We start from the raw sequence: 15228 nt of genomic DNA on the forward strand, positions 1-15228 counted from the left end.
AATAGCAATCGGCGATTGCCGCTCCCGGGACAAGTGCCCGAAAAGCGACAAGAGCCGTTGCCGCGAAAGCCGGCGCGACGAGAGGACGACAGAAAGATGATGAGTGCGAGTGCGGTCTTCGTGCAGCTGATCGGCGGCGTGGCGCTGCTGATCTGGGCCGTGCGGATGGTGCGCACCGGGGTGGTGCGGGCGTTCGGCTCCTCCCTCAGGGCGGTTCTTGCGTCGGCGACGCGCAACCGGACGATGGCGGCGTTTGCCGGTGCCGGCGTCACCGTGTTGATGCAGAGCGCGACGGCGACGGCGATGCTGCTCACCTCCTTCTCGCGCAGCGGCCTGGTGCCGCTCGCCATGGCCTTGGCCGTGGTGCTGGGCGCCGATGTCGGCTCGGCCATCGCCGCGCAGATCCTGTCGCTCGATGTCTCCTACCTGTGGCCGGTCTTCGTCACCGCGGGCGTCTTCATGTTCCTCTCGATGGAGGCCGACCGGGCCCAGTGCATCGGCCGGGCGCTGATCGGCCTCGGCCTGCTCACCCTGTCGCTGCAGACCCTGCGGCTGACCGTGGTGCCGCTGGCCGAATCGGAGACCTTCGGCCTCGTGCTCGCCGCGCTCGGCAGCGAGCCGATCCTCGCCGCGATCCTCGCCGCCGGCATCACCTGGGCGGCGCATTCCTCGCTCGCCGTGGTGCTCGTCATCGCCACGCTGGCGCTCACCGGCGCGGTGACGCCGACGCTGGCCATCGCCGCCGTGCTCGGCGCCAATGTCGGCGCTGCCGCAGCGCCGCTCTCGGCCAACTGGGGCGGGGCGCCGGAGACCAAGCGCGTGCCGCTCGGCAACATGCTGATGCGCGGCGCGGTCGCGGCGATCCTGGTGCCGTTTTCCGGCGTGCTCGCCGACATCGCCACCAGCCACGGGCTCGTCGGGGCGCGGCTGACCGTCGACGTGCATCTTGCGTTCAACATCGTCGTGGCGCTGATCTTCATTCCGCTGGTCGGCCCGGTGTCGCGGCTGCTGGAGCGGCTGGTGCCGGCCTCGGCGCAGCCGGCCGATCCCAAGCGTCCGCGCTATCTCGGCAGCGCCGCCACCGACATGTCGTCCGAGGCTCTGGCCGCCGCCCATCGCGAGGCGCTGGCGCTCGGCGACCGGGTCGAGGCGATGCTGATCAAGTCGATGGAGGCGCTGGAGACCGGCGATCCGAAGCTGATCCGCGAGATCCGCACTTCGGACGATGCGGTCGACGCGGTCAACGAGGCGATCAAGCTGCATCTCGTGCGCATGTCCCGCAAGGGCATGTCGGAGGAGGATTCGCGCCGCTTCATGGAGATCCTCTCCTTCACCACCAACCTGGAGCATATCGGCGACGTCATCGACAAGCAGCTCCTGGAACTGGCGGAGAAGAAGGGGCGCGGCAATCTCGCCTTCTCCTCGGAAGGCCTTGCCGACCTCAAGGCGTTCCATGCCCGGGTCGCGTCGAACTTCGCCACCGCGCTCAACGTCTTCGCCACCGGCGACGCGGACCTGGCGCGCCGGCTCTTCGCCGAAAAGACCGCCATCCGCGACCTGGAGCGCCATTATGCCGAGCGTCACTATGCGCGGCTGCGCGACGGGGTGAAGCTGTCGATGGAGACGACCTCGATCCATATGGACGTGCTGCGCGATCTGAAGCGCATCCACGGCCATTTCGTCGTCGTCGCCCAGCCGATCCTCGAGGCCTGCGGCGAGCTCGCCGACACGCGCCTGCGCGTCTCGGCGCCGGCACCGGCCGCCCGGGAGAAGAAGAACGAAGAGTTCCGCGACACGAGCACCAGCGGCGCGCAGCCCGCCTGACGGCTCCGCCTTTCCCGGTTCAAGCCAGGACGGCCGCGCGTGCCTCGCGCGGCCGTCCTGCGTTTTGTCTCTCGCCTTTCCCGTCCCGCGGGGGTTGACGGGCGCAATATATCGAATATTCTCGAAATATGGAAAAGAAAGCCGCCCTTTCGGCCTTTGCCGCCCTGTCGCAGGAGACCCGCCTCGACGTCCTGCGCCTGCTCATCCGGGCGGGCGGCGAGGGTATGGCGGCGGGCGACATCGCGGCCGCGCTCGACGTGCGGCAGAACACGCTCTCCACAAACCTTGCGATCCTCACCCGCGCCGGCCTGCTGCGCAGTCACCGGCAGGGGCGCACGATCCGCTATTTCGCCGACATGGGCGGTCTGACGGCGCTGCTCGCCTTCCTGATGGAAGACTGCTGCGGCGGCGCGCCCGATGTCTGCCGTCCCGTCCTGGCGGCGCTGCCGGCCTGCTGTGCGCCGAGCCCCGTTACCTGCGAAGGAACCTCATGACCATCGTCATTCACCACAATCCCGACTGCGGCACCTCGCGCAACGTGCTGGAGATGATCCGCGCCTCCGGCGAGGAGCCCGTCGTCATCGAGTATCTGAAGACCGGCTGGACCCGGCCGCAGCTGCAGGCCTTGTTCGCCGGCGCCGGGCTGACCCCGCGCACCGCCCTGCGCGTGTCGAAGTCGCCGGCCGAGGAGCTCGGCCTCACCGATCCGTCCGTCGACGACGAGACCATTCTCGCCGCGATGCTGGAGCATCCGGTTCTGGTCAACCGGCCCATCGTCGTCACGGAAAAGGGCATTCGCCTCTGCCGTCCGTCGGAAGTCGTGCTGGAGATCCTGCCCAATGCCGAGATCGGCACCTTCCGCAAGGAGGACGGCGAGATCGTCGTCGCCGGCTTCGCTTCGGGAGGCGCCTCGTGAGTTCTGTTGCCGATCTTGCAGCCGCCGACCTGCCGAACATCGACTTTTCGCAGATGCACCGGGTCGATCCGGCGGATTACGCCCTGCCGGGCGAGAGCTTTCATGCCCCGCGCATCCTGCTGCTCTACGGGTCGCTGCGCCAGCGCTCCTTCTCGCGTCTGGTCGCCGAGGAGTCCCGCCGCCTGCTCGACTGGCACGGCTGCGAGACGCGGATGTTCGATCCGCGCGACTTGCCGCTGCCCGATGCGGCGGAGCCGGACCATCCCAAGGTGCGCGAGCTGCGCGAGCTCGCCATGTGGTCGGAAGGCATGGTCTGGGTCTCGCCGGAGCGGCACGGGGCGATGACCGGCATCATGAAGGCGCAGATCGACTGGCTGCCGCTGTCGCTCGGCGGCGTCCGGCCCACCCAGGGCAAGACGCTGGCGGTGATGCAGGTCTGCGGCGGCTCGCAGAGCTTCAACGCGGTCAACCAGATGCGCATTCTCGGCCGCTGGATGAGGATGGTCACCATCCCCAACCAGTCCTCCGTCGCCCGTGCCTTTGCCGAATTCGGCGAGGACGACCGGATGAAGCCGTCCTCCTATTACAACCGGATCGTCGACGTCACCGAGGAACTGGTGAAGTTCACGCTGATGGTGCGCGGGCGTTCAGTCGCGCTGGTCGACCGCTACTCGGAGCGGGTCGAGACGGCGGCGGAGGTCTCCGCTCGCGTCAACCAGCGCTCGATCTGACGCGGTTTCCACTGCTCTTGCCTGCCGCTGCCGCCCGCCGCGGTCGCGCCCATGCTATGTCTGGCGCGGTCGTGCCCGTGCTATCGTCCGGCGCAAACGCGACGGACGCCTGAGGGCGGATCGTCGATAAAGGGCGGAAACCGGGTTCGGCAGGCATGATCGACAAGCTGGAAATGTTCATTGCGCTGGTGCGCGAGCGCCATTTCGGCCGCGCGGCGGAGAGCATCGGCGTCACCCAGCCGACGCTGTCCTCGGCCATCCGCCAGCTCGAGGACCAGCTCAACGTCCAGCTCGTGCATCGCGGCTCGCGCTTCCAGGGGCTGACGCCGGAGGGCGAGCGGGTGCACCTTCTGGCCCTGCGGATCGTCGGCGACATGCGGGCCCTGCGCGAGGAGATGCGCGCCGTACGCTCCGACCTGGAAGGCACCTTGCGCATCGGCGTCATCCCGACGGCGCTGCCGATGGTCGCCGATCTCGTCTCTCCTTATGCGCTGCGCCATCCGCGCGTGCGGTTCCAGATCCTGTCGCGCACCTCGGTCGAGATCCTCGACCAGATGGACCGGCTCGACCTCGATGCCGGCATCACCTATCTCGACGCCGATGCAAGGCGGCGCCGCACCGTGCTGCCGCTCTACCGCGAGCGCTATCGTCTGCTTGTCGCCGTGTCCGATCCGCTGGCAGCGCGCGACCGGGTGGGCTGGCACGAGCTCGGCGGCGAGCAGCTCTGCCTCCTGACTCCCGACATGCAGAACCGCGCCATCGTCGACCGGCATCTTGCGGCCGCCGGCGTGACGCCGAAGGCGCAGGTGGAATCGAATTCCATCATCGCCCTCGTCGCCCATGTCATGTCCGGCAAGTGGGCCTCGGTCGTTCCCGAAAAGCTCGCCGGCATGTTCGTCTCCGCCGGGGCCATCGCCGCCGTGCCGATCTCCGGCGAGGGGCGGGGACATCCTGACGGGGAAGGGGAGGACAAGGGCGAGCCGGTCGGTCTCGTCATGGTCCAGCGCGAGCCGCTGACGCCGCTGCTGGCGACCCTGTCGGACGTGGCGCGTCGGCTCGCCGTGTGACACCGGGTTTGGAGCGGCGAAACTCGAATTTTTCGAATTTCGAGACGGAATTTCGCAAAATCCGTCTCAATTTCGTATCGCGCTCAAGTTATTGAAATAAAAAAGGTATTCTTGATTTTTGCGGATTCCTCGCCGTTTCCGTTCTCATTTCCGGATTTTCCGGGCAAGCGGGTTATCCCCGTCCCTGTCTTGTCCGTTGTCCCCCTCGCGGCCTTGGCCGCCGAACTTATTTTTGCCTTGGCGAGAATACGGCCTTGTTTTGGACACCGTTGCCGTCCATATACGTGTCATCGATCTTGGCTGTTGAACTTTGTTCCTGAGCGCGCTTGGCGTGCGAACGGCGATCTTCCTCTCTCAAAATCGATCTGAACCGTTTGCCACGCGGTCTTCGTGCGGCAGGCACCTACCCGTTCGCGATCTGAAAAGGAAATCGCCATGAACACCGGTACCGTCAAGTTCTTCAATTCTACCAAGGGCTTCGGCTTCATCGAGCAGGGCGGCGGTCAGCCCGACGTCTTCGTTCACATCTCCGCGGTCGAGCGCGCTGGCATGACCAGCCTCGTCGAGGGCCAGAAGGTCAGCTTCGAGATCGTCACCGATCGCCGCAGCGGCAAGGCTGCTGCCGACAACCTGCAGGTCGCCTAACGATCCGCAGGGTCAGGGCGCGCGCTCCTGAAGCGCGCATCTGACAACGCAAATTGTGCTTCTGAGCGCTGACCACGGATGTACTGGCAGCACTCATCGAGGCACTTGGGAAAGGCCGGGCTCGCCCGGCCTTTTTTGCGTCTGGAGACGGACTTTTCCTGAAGCCCGTTATATGTTGACGTGTGGTCTCGCTTTCGGTGCGTTGACTGCCCGGCTCTGGAGGCCGGAGTTCGAAAAGGCTGAATTTGCAATGCGGATCGCTGAAGTCTTTGAGCGTCTCGATAGGCCATGCGACAAGATCGAGCACTACTTCGATCTTTACGATCAGTGGTTTCACAAATTCGTGGGGCAGGGGCCAAAGATTTTGGAGGTTGGTGTCCAGTTTGGAGGTAGCGCCAAGCTTTGGCGAGATTATTTCGGTCCAGGTACTTTAGTAACGGGTGTCGATGTTAATCCGCAATGCGAGCCATGCGATTATCTTGAGCTGATCGTCATGGATCAGGGCAGTGAAGAATCCTGGAACAATCTGAGAGATCGCTTCGGTGTTTCCTACTTCGATATCGTCATAGAAGATGGAAGTCATGAGAACCGCGACCAGATCGTGACGCTGAATGAATCGTTTGCCATGCTAAAAGATGGCGGAATATATTTCTGCGAGGATGTACACACCAGTTACTATAACGGTGTCCGTGTCGAAGGCGGCGGGCTGGAAAGCAAGGACAGCTTTGTAGAATATGCCAAGAAACTGGCGGATGTCGTGAACGAGCGGCACACCAAGTTTGCTTTGGGCGTAGGGCCGACTCCCGCCGGACCTCACGTGAGCCAGGACCTTCTGGACCGGTTCGGGCATGTTAGAGGTGTCCATTTCTATGACAGTGTCGTTGTCTTGGAGAAGGACAGTCCTCCGATTTTCCGGCGAGTGAATTCCGACAAGCAGCGGCAGCCGCCGGTCGGAACGAAAGGGAATCCGTCTCCTCAGGACTTCGTGCTCAAAACCTGACCGTCTCCTGGATCCGGCGCTTGGCTATGGGCGCCGGGCCCGATCCTTACAGAACCGCACCGATCTGCCAGGGTACGAATTCGTGGTCGCCGAGGCCCAGGGCCTCCGATTTCGTCTGCTCGCCCGAGGCGGCGGCGATCAGCCGATCATGGATCTCGCGGCCCTTTTCCGCCAATGAAACGCCCGTTTCCAGCACGTCTCCGGCATTGACGTCCATGTCCTCGCGCATCGCCCGGTAGAGCCGGTCGCTGGTGGCGATCTTCAGGGTGGGAGCGGGCTTGGAGCCGAAGGCGGAGCCGCGCCCGGTGGTGAAGGCGACGAGCTGGCAGCCGCCGGCGATCTGGCCCGTCGCCGAGACCGGGTCGTAGCCCGGCGTGTCCATGAAGACGAGGCCCGGTCCCTTCACCTGTTCGCCGTAGCCGACGACCTCGTTCAGCGGCGTGGCGCCGGCCTTGGCAACGGCGCCGAGCGATTTTTCCAGGATGGTGGTGAGACCGCCGGCCTTGTTGCCGGGGCTGGGGTTCTGGTCGAGCGAAGCGCCGTTTTGCGCCGCATAGTCCTCCCACCAGCGGATGCGCTCGATCAGACGGTCGGCGACACCTTGAGAGGCCGCGCGCGACAGCAAAAGCTGTTCGGCGCCAAAGATTTCCGGGGTTTCCGACAGGACGACGGTTGCACCCTGCGCCACCAGCAGGTCGCAGGCGATGCCGAGCGCCGGATTGGCGGTGATCCCCGACCAGCCGTCGGAGCCGCCGCATTGCAGGCCGAGCTTCAGCGCCGAGACCGGCAGCGGTCGGCGGGCGGTGCGGTTGACCTCCGGCAGCAGCTCGCGCACGGTCTCGACGATCCGCTCGATGGTGGCGCGGGTGCCGCCGTTTTCCTGGATCGCAAGGCCGTGGAAGCGGGTCTCCGCGCCGTCCGAATAGAGCGCCTTCATCCGGGCCACCTGCATCACCTCGCAGCCGAGGCCGACGAAAACCGCAGCACCGACATTGGGATGGGTCGCATGGCCCCACAGCACGCGCTGGAGGATCTCCCAGCCCGGGCCGTTTGAGGCCATGCCGCAGCCCGTGCCGTGGGCGAAGGCGACGACGCCGTCGATGTTCGGCCAGTCGTCCAGCATGCCGGAGGCGTTGAGAATGTCGGCGGCCCGGCGCACCACGGTCGCCGAGCAGTTCACCGTGGCGACCAGCGCGATCATGTTGCGCGTGCCGGCGCGCCCGTCGGCGCGCGGGTAGCCGAGGAAACTGTCGGCGATGGTCATCTGATCGAGGCGCGGGATCGCGGCGCGCGCCTCGGCCAGCTTGTCGGAAATGCGGTAGGCGCGCTCGTGCTCGCCGATCTCGCAATTGTGCGAATGGACATGCGCACCGGCGGCAATCGATTCCGTCGCATAGCCGATCACCTGGCCGTACTTGACCACCGGCTCGCCCGCGGTGATCGGGCGGCGGGCGATCTTGTGGCCCGGTGCGATCGCGGCGGAGAGCGGCGCGCCCAGGCCCAGCGGATCGCTGCCGGCCTCCGCGCGGGCGGCAAGCACCGCGACATTGTCGCGCTCCGACAGGACGAGCGGCGGGCGGGCGGCGAGGCCGGTTTCGGTATCAGGCATGGCGGGTTCCGGGATGGGAGAGGGCCGTGACGACGCCGCGCAGCTCGGCAAGGCCGCGCATGCGTCCGATCAGAGGATAACCCGGATGGGTGTCGCGGTCGAAGTCCGACAGCAGCTCGTGTCCGTGATCGGGTCGGAAGGGGATTTCCGCGTCCGTGCGGCCCTCGTCCCGGCGGCGGCGTTCTTCGGTGAGCAGCGCGGCGACAAGCGCCACCATGTCGGTGTCGCCGGCAAGATGGGCGGCTTCCTCGAAGCTGCCGTCCGCCTCCTTGGCCACGTTACGCAGATGCGCGAAGTGGATGCGCGGGGCGAAGCGCCGGGCGATGGCCGGCACGTCGTTTGCCGGATTGGCGCCGAGCGAGCCGGAGCACAGGGTCAGGCCGTTGGCCGGCGAATCGTCGCGGCCGAGGATCCAGGCGATGTGGTCGGCATCCGAGACGATGCGCGGCAGGCCGAGAATGTCGCGCGGCGGGTCGTCCGGGTGGACGCACAGGCGCATCCCGAGCTCGGCCGCTGTCGGCACCACTTCGTCGAGGAAGCGGGCGAAGTTCGTCCGCAGGGCACCCGCGTCGATGCCCTCGTAAAGGGTGAGGGCCCGGCGCAAGGCCGGGATGTCGTAGCGGTCGTAGGCGCCGGGCAGGCCCGCCATGATCGCGGCGACGAGTTCCTCGCGGGCGGCTTCATCGCTTGCCTCGAACCACCGGCGGGCGCGGATGCGCACCTCCTCGGGGTAGTCGTCCGCAGCGCCTTCACGCTCCAGCATGAACATTTCCAGCGCGCACATGCGCGCCGCGTCGAAGCGCAGGCAGGTGCCGCCGCCGCGGACCGGGCTGGCAAGGTCGGTGCGCGTCCAGTCCAGCAGCGGCATGAAGTTGTAGCAGACGGTGAAGATGCCCTCGGCCGCAAGATTGGCGAGCGACTGGCGGTAGTTGGCAAAGAGCGGCGCAAGGTCGCCTTCGCCGCGCTTGATGCGTTCGTGCACTGGCAGGCTCTCCACCACCTGCCATGAGAGATCGAGGCCGCTTGCGGCGACGAGCCTCTTGCGGTCGGCGATGGCCTGCCGGCTCCAGATCTCGCCGTAAGGGATCTCGTGCAGCGCGGTGACGATGCCGCGCGCGCCGGTCTGCGAAATCTCGTGAAGCCCGATGCGGTCGAGCGGTCCGTACCAGCGCCAGCTCTCAAGCATGACAGGCCTCGACCATGGTGCGGGCGCCCCGTTCGGCAAGGCCCGCATGGGCCTCGACGAGACGTGTTCGGAACGTCGTGTTGCCGGCAAGGCTTGCCGGAAAGATCTCGCGCAGTGCCAAAAGGGCGGCGACCTTCGCGGCCGAGCCTTCGGCCGCATTGGACAAGGCGCGCAGGCGGTCGGCCATCGGGTCGCGCACGTCGATGGTTTTCCCCGAAAGATCGGTGCCGCCGACATAGGTTATCCACGCGGCGACCGCGAGGATGAGACCGGACACCGGCCGCCCGGCGGCAAGCCCTTCCTCCAGCTGTCCGAGGATGCGCTGGGGCAGTTTCTGCGAGCCGTCCATGGCGATCTGCCAGGTGCGGTGGCGGATCGCCGGATTGGCGTAGCGCTCCTTCAGCCGTGCCGCATAGGCGGCAAGGTCGACGCCGGGCGGCGGGGTGAGGCCGGGCAGGATCTCCTCGGCCCAAAGGTGATCGAGAAAGGCCGAGAAGGCCGGATCGGCGACGGTCTCGGCGATGGTCTCAAAGCCGGCGAGGTAGCCGAGATAGGCGAGCGAGCTGTGCGTGCCGTTGAGGCAGCGCAGCTTCATCAGCTCGTACGGGGCGACGTCGGCGACGAGTTCCGCACCGCTGGCGCCAAGGTCCGGCCGCTCGCCATCGACGAAATCATCCTCGATCACCCATTGGCGGAATGGCTCGTGCAGCACCGGGCTTTCGTCCCGGCAGCCGATCAGGCGGGCGACATGGTCGAGATCTTCCGAGCTGGTCGCCGGCACGATGCGGTCGACCATTGTGGAGGGGAAGCGGCCTTCCGCCGCGATCCACTCGGAAAGCGCCGGGTCGATCCGCTCGGCCAGCTCCAGCACCAGACCGCGCAGCATCGCGCCGTTGTGGGGGAGGTTGTCGCAGGTCAGCACGGTGAAGGGCTTGATCCCCGCCGCGCGGCGGCGGGCGAGCGCGCGCACCAGGAAGCCGAGCGCCGAGGCGGGCCGCTCCGGATCGGCAAGATCGGCTGCGATGTCTGGATGGGCGAGCGACAGGCGCCCGGTCGCCGGCTCGTGGCAATAGCCCTTTTCGGTGACGGTGAGGGTGACGATCCGGGTGGCGGGGGCGGCCATCAGCGCGACCACCGCTTCCGGGTCCTCCGGCGCGACGAGGACGCCAGCCAGAACATCGACGAGGCGCGGCACCTCGCCGCCGGGGCCGAGCTCCAGCGCGGTATAGGCGAAGTCCTGCGGCGCCAGCCGGTCGCGCTGGTCGGGCCGCTTCAGCGAGACGCCGACAATGCCCCAGTCGCCGCCGGATGCGGCCATCGCCTCGGCGATGTAGAGAGCGCCATGGGCGCGGAAGAAGGCGCCGAGGCCGAGATGGACGATGCCGGTGCCGGGGCGGGACCCGTCGCGGCGGGGGGCAAGGCGGGGCAGATCAGCGGGCAAGCCAGCCTCCATCGACAGGGATCACCGCGCCGTGCACGTAGCGGGCGGCCGGGGAGCAGAGGAAGACGGCGGTGCCGGCGATATCCTCGGGCGCGCCCCAATGGCCGGCCGGGATACGGTCGAGGATCGCGGCGGAGCGGTCCGGGTCGTCGCGCAGCGCCTTGGTGTTGTTGGTGGCGATATAGCCGGGCGCGATGGCGTTGACGTTGATGCCCCTGGCCGCCCACTCGTTGGCGAGGATCTTGGTTATCCCCGCAACGCCGTGCTTGGCGGCGGTGTAGGACGGCACGCGGATGCCGCCCTGGAAGGACAGCATGGAGGCGATGTTGACGACCGCGCCGCCCTCGCCGCGCGCCAGCAGGTCGCGGGCGAAGGCCTGGGTGGTGAAGAACAGCGCCTTGAGATTGACGTCCATCACCGCGTCCCAGTCAGCTTCCGTGAAGTCGGCGCTCTCCCCACGGCGGATGATGCCGGCATTGTTGACGAGGATCGAATGTCTCGTGCCGGCAAAGACGTCGCGCGCCGCCATCGGGTCGGCAAGGTCGAGGGCCAGCGAAGTCGCACGGCCGCCGGCCGCCTCGATCGCGGCGACAGTCTCAAGGCAGGAGCGGCGGCCGGCGCAGGTCACCTCGGCGCCGGCGGCGGCCAGCGCGAGTGCGATGGCCTGGCCGATGCCGGTATTGGCGCCGGTCACCAGCGCCTTGCGGCCGGAGAGCGAGAAGGACGGGCTCATTTCATCTCCGCCATGCTGACGAAATCCATGTCGGTGTAGTCGACATTGTCCCCGGCCATCGCCCAGATGAACGTGTAGCTGCCGGTGCCGGCGCCTGAGTGGATCGACCAGGGCGGCGAGATCGCGGCCTCCTCGTTGGCGACGATGAGGTGGCGGGTCTGCTGCGGCTCGCCCATCAGGTGCAGGACGCGCTGATCCTCCGTCATGTCGAAGTAGAGATAGGCCTCCATCCGCCGGTCGTGGACGTGAGCCGGCATGGTATTCCACACCGAGCCGTCCTCCAGCGTGGTGTAGCCGAGCACGAGCTGGCAGCTTTCCATCACCAGCGGATGGACGAACTGGTTGATGGTGCGCTTGTTCGAGGTCTCGGTGGCGCCGAGCTTCAGGCTGTGGGCTTCCGACAGACGGATCAGCCGCGAGGGCAGGGAGCGGTGGGCCGGGGCGGAGGTGATGTAGAACCGCCCGCCGCCGGAGAAGGTGACCGGACCGGCGCCCATGCCGAGATAGAGCACGTCGCCGCGCTCCAGCGTCCAGCTGTCGCCGTCCGTCGAGACCTCGCCGGTCGCGCCGATATTGACGACGGCCATCTCGCGCCGCTCCAGGAAGGTGGCGGTGCGGGTCTCCTCGACCTTGTCGAGGGTGAGCTTGCCGGCGCCCGGCACCGCGCCGCCCAGCACGAAGCGGTCGTAGTGGGTGTAGACGAGGCGGATCTCGCCGTCGCGGAACAGGCCTCCGGCATGGAAGTGGCGGCGCAGCTCGTCCGTGTCCATGGCCTTGGCATGGTCCTGGTGGACGGCGTGGCGGGTCTCTACGCTCAGCATGGCGGCTCCTTGAAGGGTGGGGCTTTGCAGGATCAGAGGAAGTCGTCGCGGCGCGGCGTGAAGCCGTCGATCAGGCGCCCTGCCTCGAGGCAGCGGCAGCCGTGCACCGCGTTGGAAGGGATGACGAAACTGTCTCCGGGGCCAACCTCGAATTCCTCGCCGTCGAGCGAGAAGACGAAGCGGCCGCTCTCCACATAGGTCGACTGGATGTGCGGATGGTCGTGCAGAGGGCCTTCCGCGCCGGCTTCGAAGGTGAAGGCGACGACCATCATCTGAGGACTGTCGGCCACGACGCGGCGGGTGACGCCGGGGCCGGTCGCAACTTCTGGAAAGACGGCAAGGGGAGACATGAACGAACTCCGATTTGATCAGTGGAACAGCGACGGCAGCCAGAGCGACAGCGCCGGCACGTAGGTGACGAGCAGCAGGGTTCCGACGGCGGCGAAGTAGAAGGGCCAAATCGTTCTGACCGCATCCCAGACGGTGATCCGGCCGACGGCGCAGCCGACGAAGAGCACCGCGCCGACCGGCGGGGTACACAGGCCGATGCCGAGATTGAGGATCAGGATGACGCCGAAATGGACCGGGTCGACGCCGAAGGCCTGGGCGACGGGCAGGAAGATCGGTGTGGTGATGACGATCAGCGGCGACATGTCCATGAACGTGCCGAGGATCAGCAGGATCACGTTGATCAACAGCAGGACCAGCAACGGGTTCTGCGAGACGTCCTGCATGACGGCGACGAGCGTCGCGGGTACGCGCAGAACGGCGAGCAGCCAGCCGAAGGAGGCGGCGCAGCCGATCACCAGCAGGACCATGGCGGTGGTGCGCACCGCGGCGGTCGTCGCCAGAACGAAGTTCTTCCAGTGCATGGTGCGATAGGCGACGGCGGTGATGAAGAGCGCGTAGACGACCGCGATGCAGGAGCTCTCCGAGGCGGTGAAGATGCCGGAGCGCACGCCGCCGAAGATGATGGCGATCAGGAGGATGCCTGGGGTGGCGTTGATCAGCAGGTGGCCGACCATGCCCCAGCCCTGGAACGGATCGATGGGGTAGTTGCGCTTCTTGGCGACGTACCAGGCCGCGAACATGAGCGACAGCGCGAGCAGCAGGCCGGGCAGGATGCCGGCCGTGAACAGGTCGGCGATGGAGATGCGTCCGCCCGCTGAGATCGAATAGATGATCATGTTGTGCGAGGGCGGCAGCATCAGGGCGATGATCGAGGAGACCACCGTGACGTTGACGCCGTAGTCGACGTCGTAGCCGCGGGCCTTCATCTGCGGGATCATCAGGCCGCCGATGGCCGAGGCATCGGCCGCGGCCGAGCCGGAAATGCCGCCGAACAGCACCGAGGCGGTGATGTTGACCTGGCCGAGACCGCCGCGCAGATGGCCGACCAAGGCGCCGGCCAGCGCCACCAGTCGGCGGGCGATATCCCCGCGCACCATCAGCTCGCCGGCATAGATGAAGAACGGGATCGCCATCAGCGCGAAGACCGACACGCCGGAGTTCAGCCGCTGGAACACCACGACCGGCGGCAGGCCCATATAGGCGATGGTGGCGAAGGACGAGACGCCGAGGCAGAAGGCGACGGGCGTGCCGATCAGCAGCAAGGTGGTAAAGGTGCCGAAGAGGATCAACAGTTCCATCGGTCAATCCTCCAGTTCGGTTTCGCCGAAGCGGGCGGTCGGTAGGCCGGCGGCGCGACGGGCGAGGCGCTCGAGCGAGAACAGCACGATGAGGACCCCGCCGCCGACGAGGGGCAGGAAGTCGAACGCGCCGGAGATGCCGAGCGAGGGAAGTTTGTTGCCGGCGGTTTTCACGGCGAGTTCGGCGCCGTACCAGACCATGCCCGCACCGAAGGCGATGACCACGGCGTCGGAGATGGAATGCAGCACCAGCTTGACCTTCAGCGGCAGCACGTAGAGCAGCACGTCGAAGGACAGGTGGTAGCCCTCGCGGATGCCGACGGCGGCGCCGAGGAAGATGAACCAGCCCATCAGCATGACCGAAGCGGGCTCCGTCCAGGACTGGCTGTCGTTGAGCGCGTAGCGCCAGAAGACCTGGACCGAAATGAAAGCGGTCATCAGCACGAGGCCCGTGCCCGACAGCCACAGGGCGATGCGGCCAAGGATGCCCGTGATCCGCGCGATGTCGCGCATTGTCCCTTGCAAGATGCGTCCTCCCGGCAAGAAGAAACCCGCGGCGGACCGGCCGCCGCGGGTTCGAAGTCAGGCAGGGATCACTCGGTCGCCTGGATACGGGCGACGAGGTCCTTCAGCTTGTCGGAGGTCACGTATTTCTCGTAGACCGGCTTCATCGCCTCGATGAACGGCGTCTTGTCGATGTCGCTGACGATCTTCACGCCCGCCTCGCGGATCTTCGCCTCGGAAGCTGCCTCACGCTCGGCCCACAGCTTGCGCATGTGCGGGACGGAATCCTTGGCGGCCTGGCGGATCAGTTCCTGGTCCTCCGCCGAGAGCTTGTCCCAGCTCTTCTTCGACATGACCAGCACTTCCGGGACGATCAGGTGCTCGTCGAGGGTGAAGTAGCCGGCGACTTCGTAGTGGCCGGAGCTCTCGAAGGACGGCCAGTTGTTCTCGGCACCGTCGATGACGCCGGTCTGGATCGAGGAATAGACCTCGCCGTAGGGCATGGGCGTCGCGTTGGCACCGAGCGCGTTGACCATGTCGACGAACAGGTCCGACTGCATGACGCGGAACTTCATGCCCGAGAGGTCGGCCATGCTCTCGACCGGCTTCTGGCGGTTGTAGAAGGAACGCGAGCCGGCGTCGTAGAAGACGAGCCCGACGAGGTCATGGGCGGAGAAGGCGTCGAGGATCTCCTGGCCGATCGGGCCGTCCATCACCTTGTGCATGTGGTCGACGGAGCGGAAGATGTAGGGCAGCGAGGGAACCTGGGTTTCCTCGATGATGTTGTTGAACGGCCCGAGCGAGACGCGATTCATGTCGATCACACCGAACTGAGTCTGTTCGATCGTGTCCTTCTCCTGGCCGAGTTGGGCCGAGTGGAACACTTCGATCTCGATGCGGCCGTTGGAGCGCTCCTTGACGAGTTCGCCCAGATACTTGACCGCCTCGACAGTCGGATACCCGTCCGGGTGGGTGTCCGAGGACCGCAGGACGATGTCGGCCGCCTGCACCGTCATGGCGGAGGCGGCAAGCAGCCCGAAGGCTGCCGTCATAGTCTTCCAATGTTTCATCTTCAGTTCCTCCCTAGAGCAGTTTCAGCCCG

Annotated in this window: 16 protein-coding genes; 7 read left to right on the plus strand and 9 right to left on the minus strand. The window is 66.6% G+C overall.

Going from position 1 to position 15228, the window contains the following annotated elements; translation table 11 throughout:
- Nucleotides 1-96: 96 nt before the first annotated feature.
- From MNI96_RS05925 to MNI96_RS05955, 7 genes are all read left to right on the plus strand, one after another.
- The gene (locus tag MNI96_RS05925; RefSeq protein WP_249691222.1) at nt 97-1824 is read left to right on the plus strand and encodes a Na/Pi cotransporter family protein; all 1728 of its coding nucleotides are present in this window, start codon (nt 97-99) and stop codon (nt 1822-1824) included.
- Nucleotides 1825-1952: 128 nt separating this feature from the next.
- Complete coding sequence (locus MNI96_RS05930) at nt 1953-2318, plus strand: ArsR/SmtB family transcription factor (RefSeq protein ID WP_249691224.1); 366 nt, start codon at nt 1953-1955, stop codon at nt 2316-2318.
- Entirely contained in the window at nt 2315-2740 is a 426-nt protein-coding gene (arsC, locus tag MNI96_RS05935; RefSeq protein ID WP_249691226.1) for an arsenate reductase (glutaredoxin), read from the plus strand. Before MNI96_RS05930 ends, arsC begins: the two co-directional genes overlap by 4 nt.
- 38 nt (nt 2741-2778) lie before the next feature.
- Nucleotides 2779-3471, plus strand: a complete 693-nt coding sequence (gene arsH, locus MNI96_RS05940; RefSeq protein ID WP_349629128.1) for an arsenical resistance protein ArsH — start codon at nt 2779-2781, stop codon at nt 3469-3471.
- A gap of 155 nt (nt 3472-3626) precedes the next feature.
- On the plus strand, nt 3627-4538 hold the full coding sequence (locus MNI96_RS05945) for a LysR family transcriptional regulator (protein WP_249691228.1): 912 nt from the start codon (nt 3627-3629) through the stop codon (nt 4536-4538).
- Between the two features lie 435 nt (nt 4539-4973).
- Nucleotides 4974-5183 (plus strand): cold-shock protein, encoded by a 210-nt coding sequence (locus MNI96_RS05950; RefSeq protein ID WP_120269336.1) that lies wholly within the window; start codon nt 4974-4976, stop codon nt 5181-5183.
- Between the two features lie 250 nt (nt 5184-5433).
- Nucleotides 5434-6183, plus strand: a complete 750-nt coding sequence (locus MNI96_RS05955) for a class I SAM-dependent methyltransferase (RefSeq protein WP_249691230.1) — start codon at nt 5434-5436, stop codon at nt 6181-6183.
- Nucleotides 6184-6229: 46 nt separating this feature from the next.
- Here MNI96_RS05955 and MNI96_RS05960 read toward each other — a convergent pair whose 3' ends face one another.
- The 9 genes from MNI96_RS05960 to MNI96_RS06000 all read right to left on the minus strand — a co-directional run bounded on the left by MNI96_RS05960 (nt 6230) and on the right by MNI96_RS06000 (nt 15196).
- Entirely contained in the window at nt 6230-7792 is a 1563-nt protein-coding gene (locus tag MNI96_RS05960) for a UxaA family hydrolase (RefSeq protein ID WP_249691232.1), read from the minus strand.
- On the minus strand, nt 7785-8978 hold the full coding sequence (gene uxuA / locus MNI96_RS05965) for a mannonate dehydratase (RefSeq protein WP_249691234.1): 1194 nt from the start codon (nt 8976-8978) through the stop codon (nt 7785-7787). The genes MNI96_RS05960 and uxuA overlap by 8 nt, the downstream gene beginning before the upstream one ends.
- Complete coding sequence (locus MNI96_RS05970) at nt 8971-10419, minus strand: mannitol dehydrogenase family protein (protein ID WP_249691236.1); 1449 nt, start codon at nt 10417-10419, stop codon at nt 8971-8973. Before MNI96_RS05970 ends, uxuA begins: the two co-directional genes overlap by 8 nt.
- Nucleotides 10409-11152 carry a 2-dehydro-3-deoxy-D-gluconate 5-dehydrogenase KduD gene (gene kduD, locus MNI96_RS05975; protein ID WP_249691238.1) on the minus strand — a complete coding sequence of 248 codons (744 nt, stop codon included), beginning with the start codon at nt 11150-11152 and terminating at the stop codon, nt 10409-10411. The genes MNI96_RS05970 and kduD overlap by 11 nt, the downstream gene beginning before the upstream one ends.
- The gene (kduI, locus tag MNI96_RS05980) at nt 11149-11973 is read right to left on the minus strand and encodes a 5-dehydro-4-deoxy-D-glucuronate isomerase (RefSeq protein ID WP_249691240.1); all 825 of its coding nucleotides are present in this window, start codon (nt 11971-11973) and stop codon (nt 11149-11151) included. Before kduI ends, kduD begins: the two co-directional genes overlap by 4 nt.
- A 32-nt stretch (nt 11974-12005) precedes the next feature.
- Complete coding sequence (locus MNI96_RS05985) at nt 12006-12323, minus strand: cupin domain-containing protein (RefSeq protein WP_249691242.1); 318 nt, start codon at nt 12321-12323, stop codon at nt 12006-12008.
- Nucleotides 12324-12341: 18 nt separating this feature from the next.
- Nucleotides 12342-13622, minus strand: a complete 1281-nt coding sequence (locus MNI96_RS05990; RefSeq protein ID WP_249691244.1) for a TRAP transporter large permease — start codon at nt 13620-13622, stop codon at nt 12342-12344.
- A 3-nt stretch (nt 13623-13625) separates the two neighbouring features.
- Nucleotides 13626-14135, minus strand: a complete 510-nt coding sequence (locus MNI96_RS05995) for a TRAP transporter small permease (protein ID WP_249691247.1) — start codon at nt 14133-14135, stop codon at nt 13626-13628.
- 80 nt (nt 14136-14215) lie between these two features.
- Nucleotides 14216-15196, minus strand: a complete 981-nt coding sequence (locus MNI96_RS06000; RefSeq protein WP_502960304.1) for a TRAP transporter substrate-binding protein — start codon at nt 15194-15196, stop codon at nt 14216-14218.
- Nucleotides 15197-15228 lie beyond the last annotated feature (32 nt).

Origin of the sequence: Stappia sp. WLB 29 (genome assembly GCF_023507705.1) — a bacterium.
In the GTDB taxonomy this organism is placed as follows: Bacteria; Pseudomonadota; Alphaproteobacteria; order Rhizobiales; family Stappiaceae; genus Stappia.

Excerpts from the sequence above, each read along its gene's own strand:
- MNI96_RS05925 (WP_249691222.1), top strand. The coding sequence starts at position 97 with ATGATGAGTGCGAGTGCGGTCTTCGTGCAGCTGATCGGCGGCGTGGCG.
- MNI96_RS05930 (WP_249691224.1), top strand. The coding sequence starts at position 1,953 with ATGGAAAAGAAAGCCGCCCTTTCGGCCTTTGCCGCCCTGTCGCAGGAG.
- arsC (WP_249691226.1), top strand. The coding sequence starts at position 2,315 with ATGACCATCGTCATTCACCACAATCCCGACTGCGGCACCTCGCGCAAC.
- MNI96_RS05945 (WP_249691228.1), top strand. The coding sequence starts at position 3,627 with ATGATCGACAAGCTGGAAATGTTCATTGCGCTGGTGCGCGAGCGCCAT.
- MNI96_RS05950 (WP_120269336.1), top strand. The coding sequence starts at position 4,974 with ATGAACACCGGTACCGTCAAGTTCTTCAATTCTACCAAGGGCTTCGGC.
- MNI96_RS05955 (WP_249691230.1), top strand. The coding sequence starts at position 5,434 with ATGCGGATCGCTGAAGTCTTTGAGCGTCTCGATAGGCCATGCGACAAG.
- MNI96_RS05960 (WP_249691232.1), bottom strand. The coding sequence starts at position 7,792 with ATGCCTGATACCGAAACCGGCCTCGCCGCCCGCCCGCCGCTCGTCCTG.
- uxuA (WP_249691234.1), bottom strand. The coding sequence starts at position 8,978 with ATGCTTGAGAGCTGGCGCTGGTACGGACCGCTCGACCGCATCGGGCTT.
- kduD (WP_249691238.1), bottom strand. The coding sequence starts at position 11,152 with ATGAGCCCGTCCTTCTCGCTCTCCGGCCGCAAGGCGCTGGTGACCGGC.
- kduI (WP_249691240.1), bottom strand. The coding sequence starts at position 11,973 with ATGCTGAGCGTAGAGACCCGCCACGCCGTCCACCAGGACCATGCCAAG.
- MNI96_RS05985 (WP_249691242.1), bottom strand. The coding sequence starts at position 12,323 with ATGTCTCCCCTTGCCGTCTTTCCAGAAGTTGCGACCGGCCCCGGCGTC.
- MNI96_RS05990 (WP_249691244.1), bottom strand. The coding sequence starts at position 13,622 with ATGGAACTGTTGATCCTCTTCGGCACCTTTACCACCTTGCTGCTGATC.
- MNI96_RS05995 (WP_249691247.1), bottom strand. The coding sequence starts at position 14,135 with ATGCGCGACATCGCGCGGATCACGGGCATCCTTGGCCGCATCGCCCTG.
- MNI96_RS06000 (WP_502960304.1), bottom strand. The coding sequence starts at position 15,196 with ATGAAACATTGGAAGACTATGACGGCAGCCTTCGGGCTGCTTGCCGCC.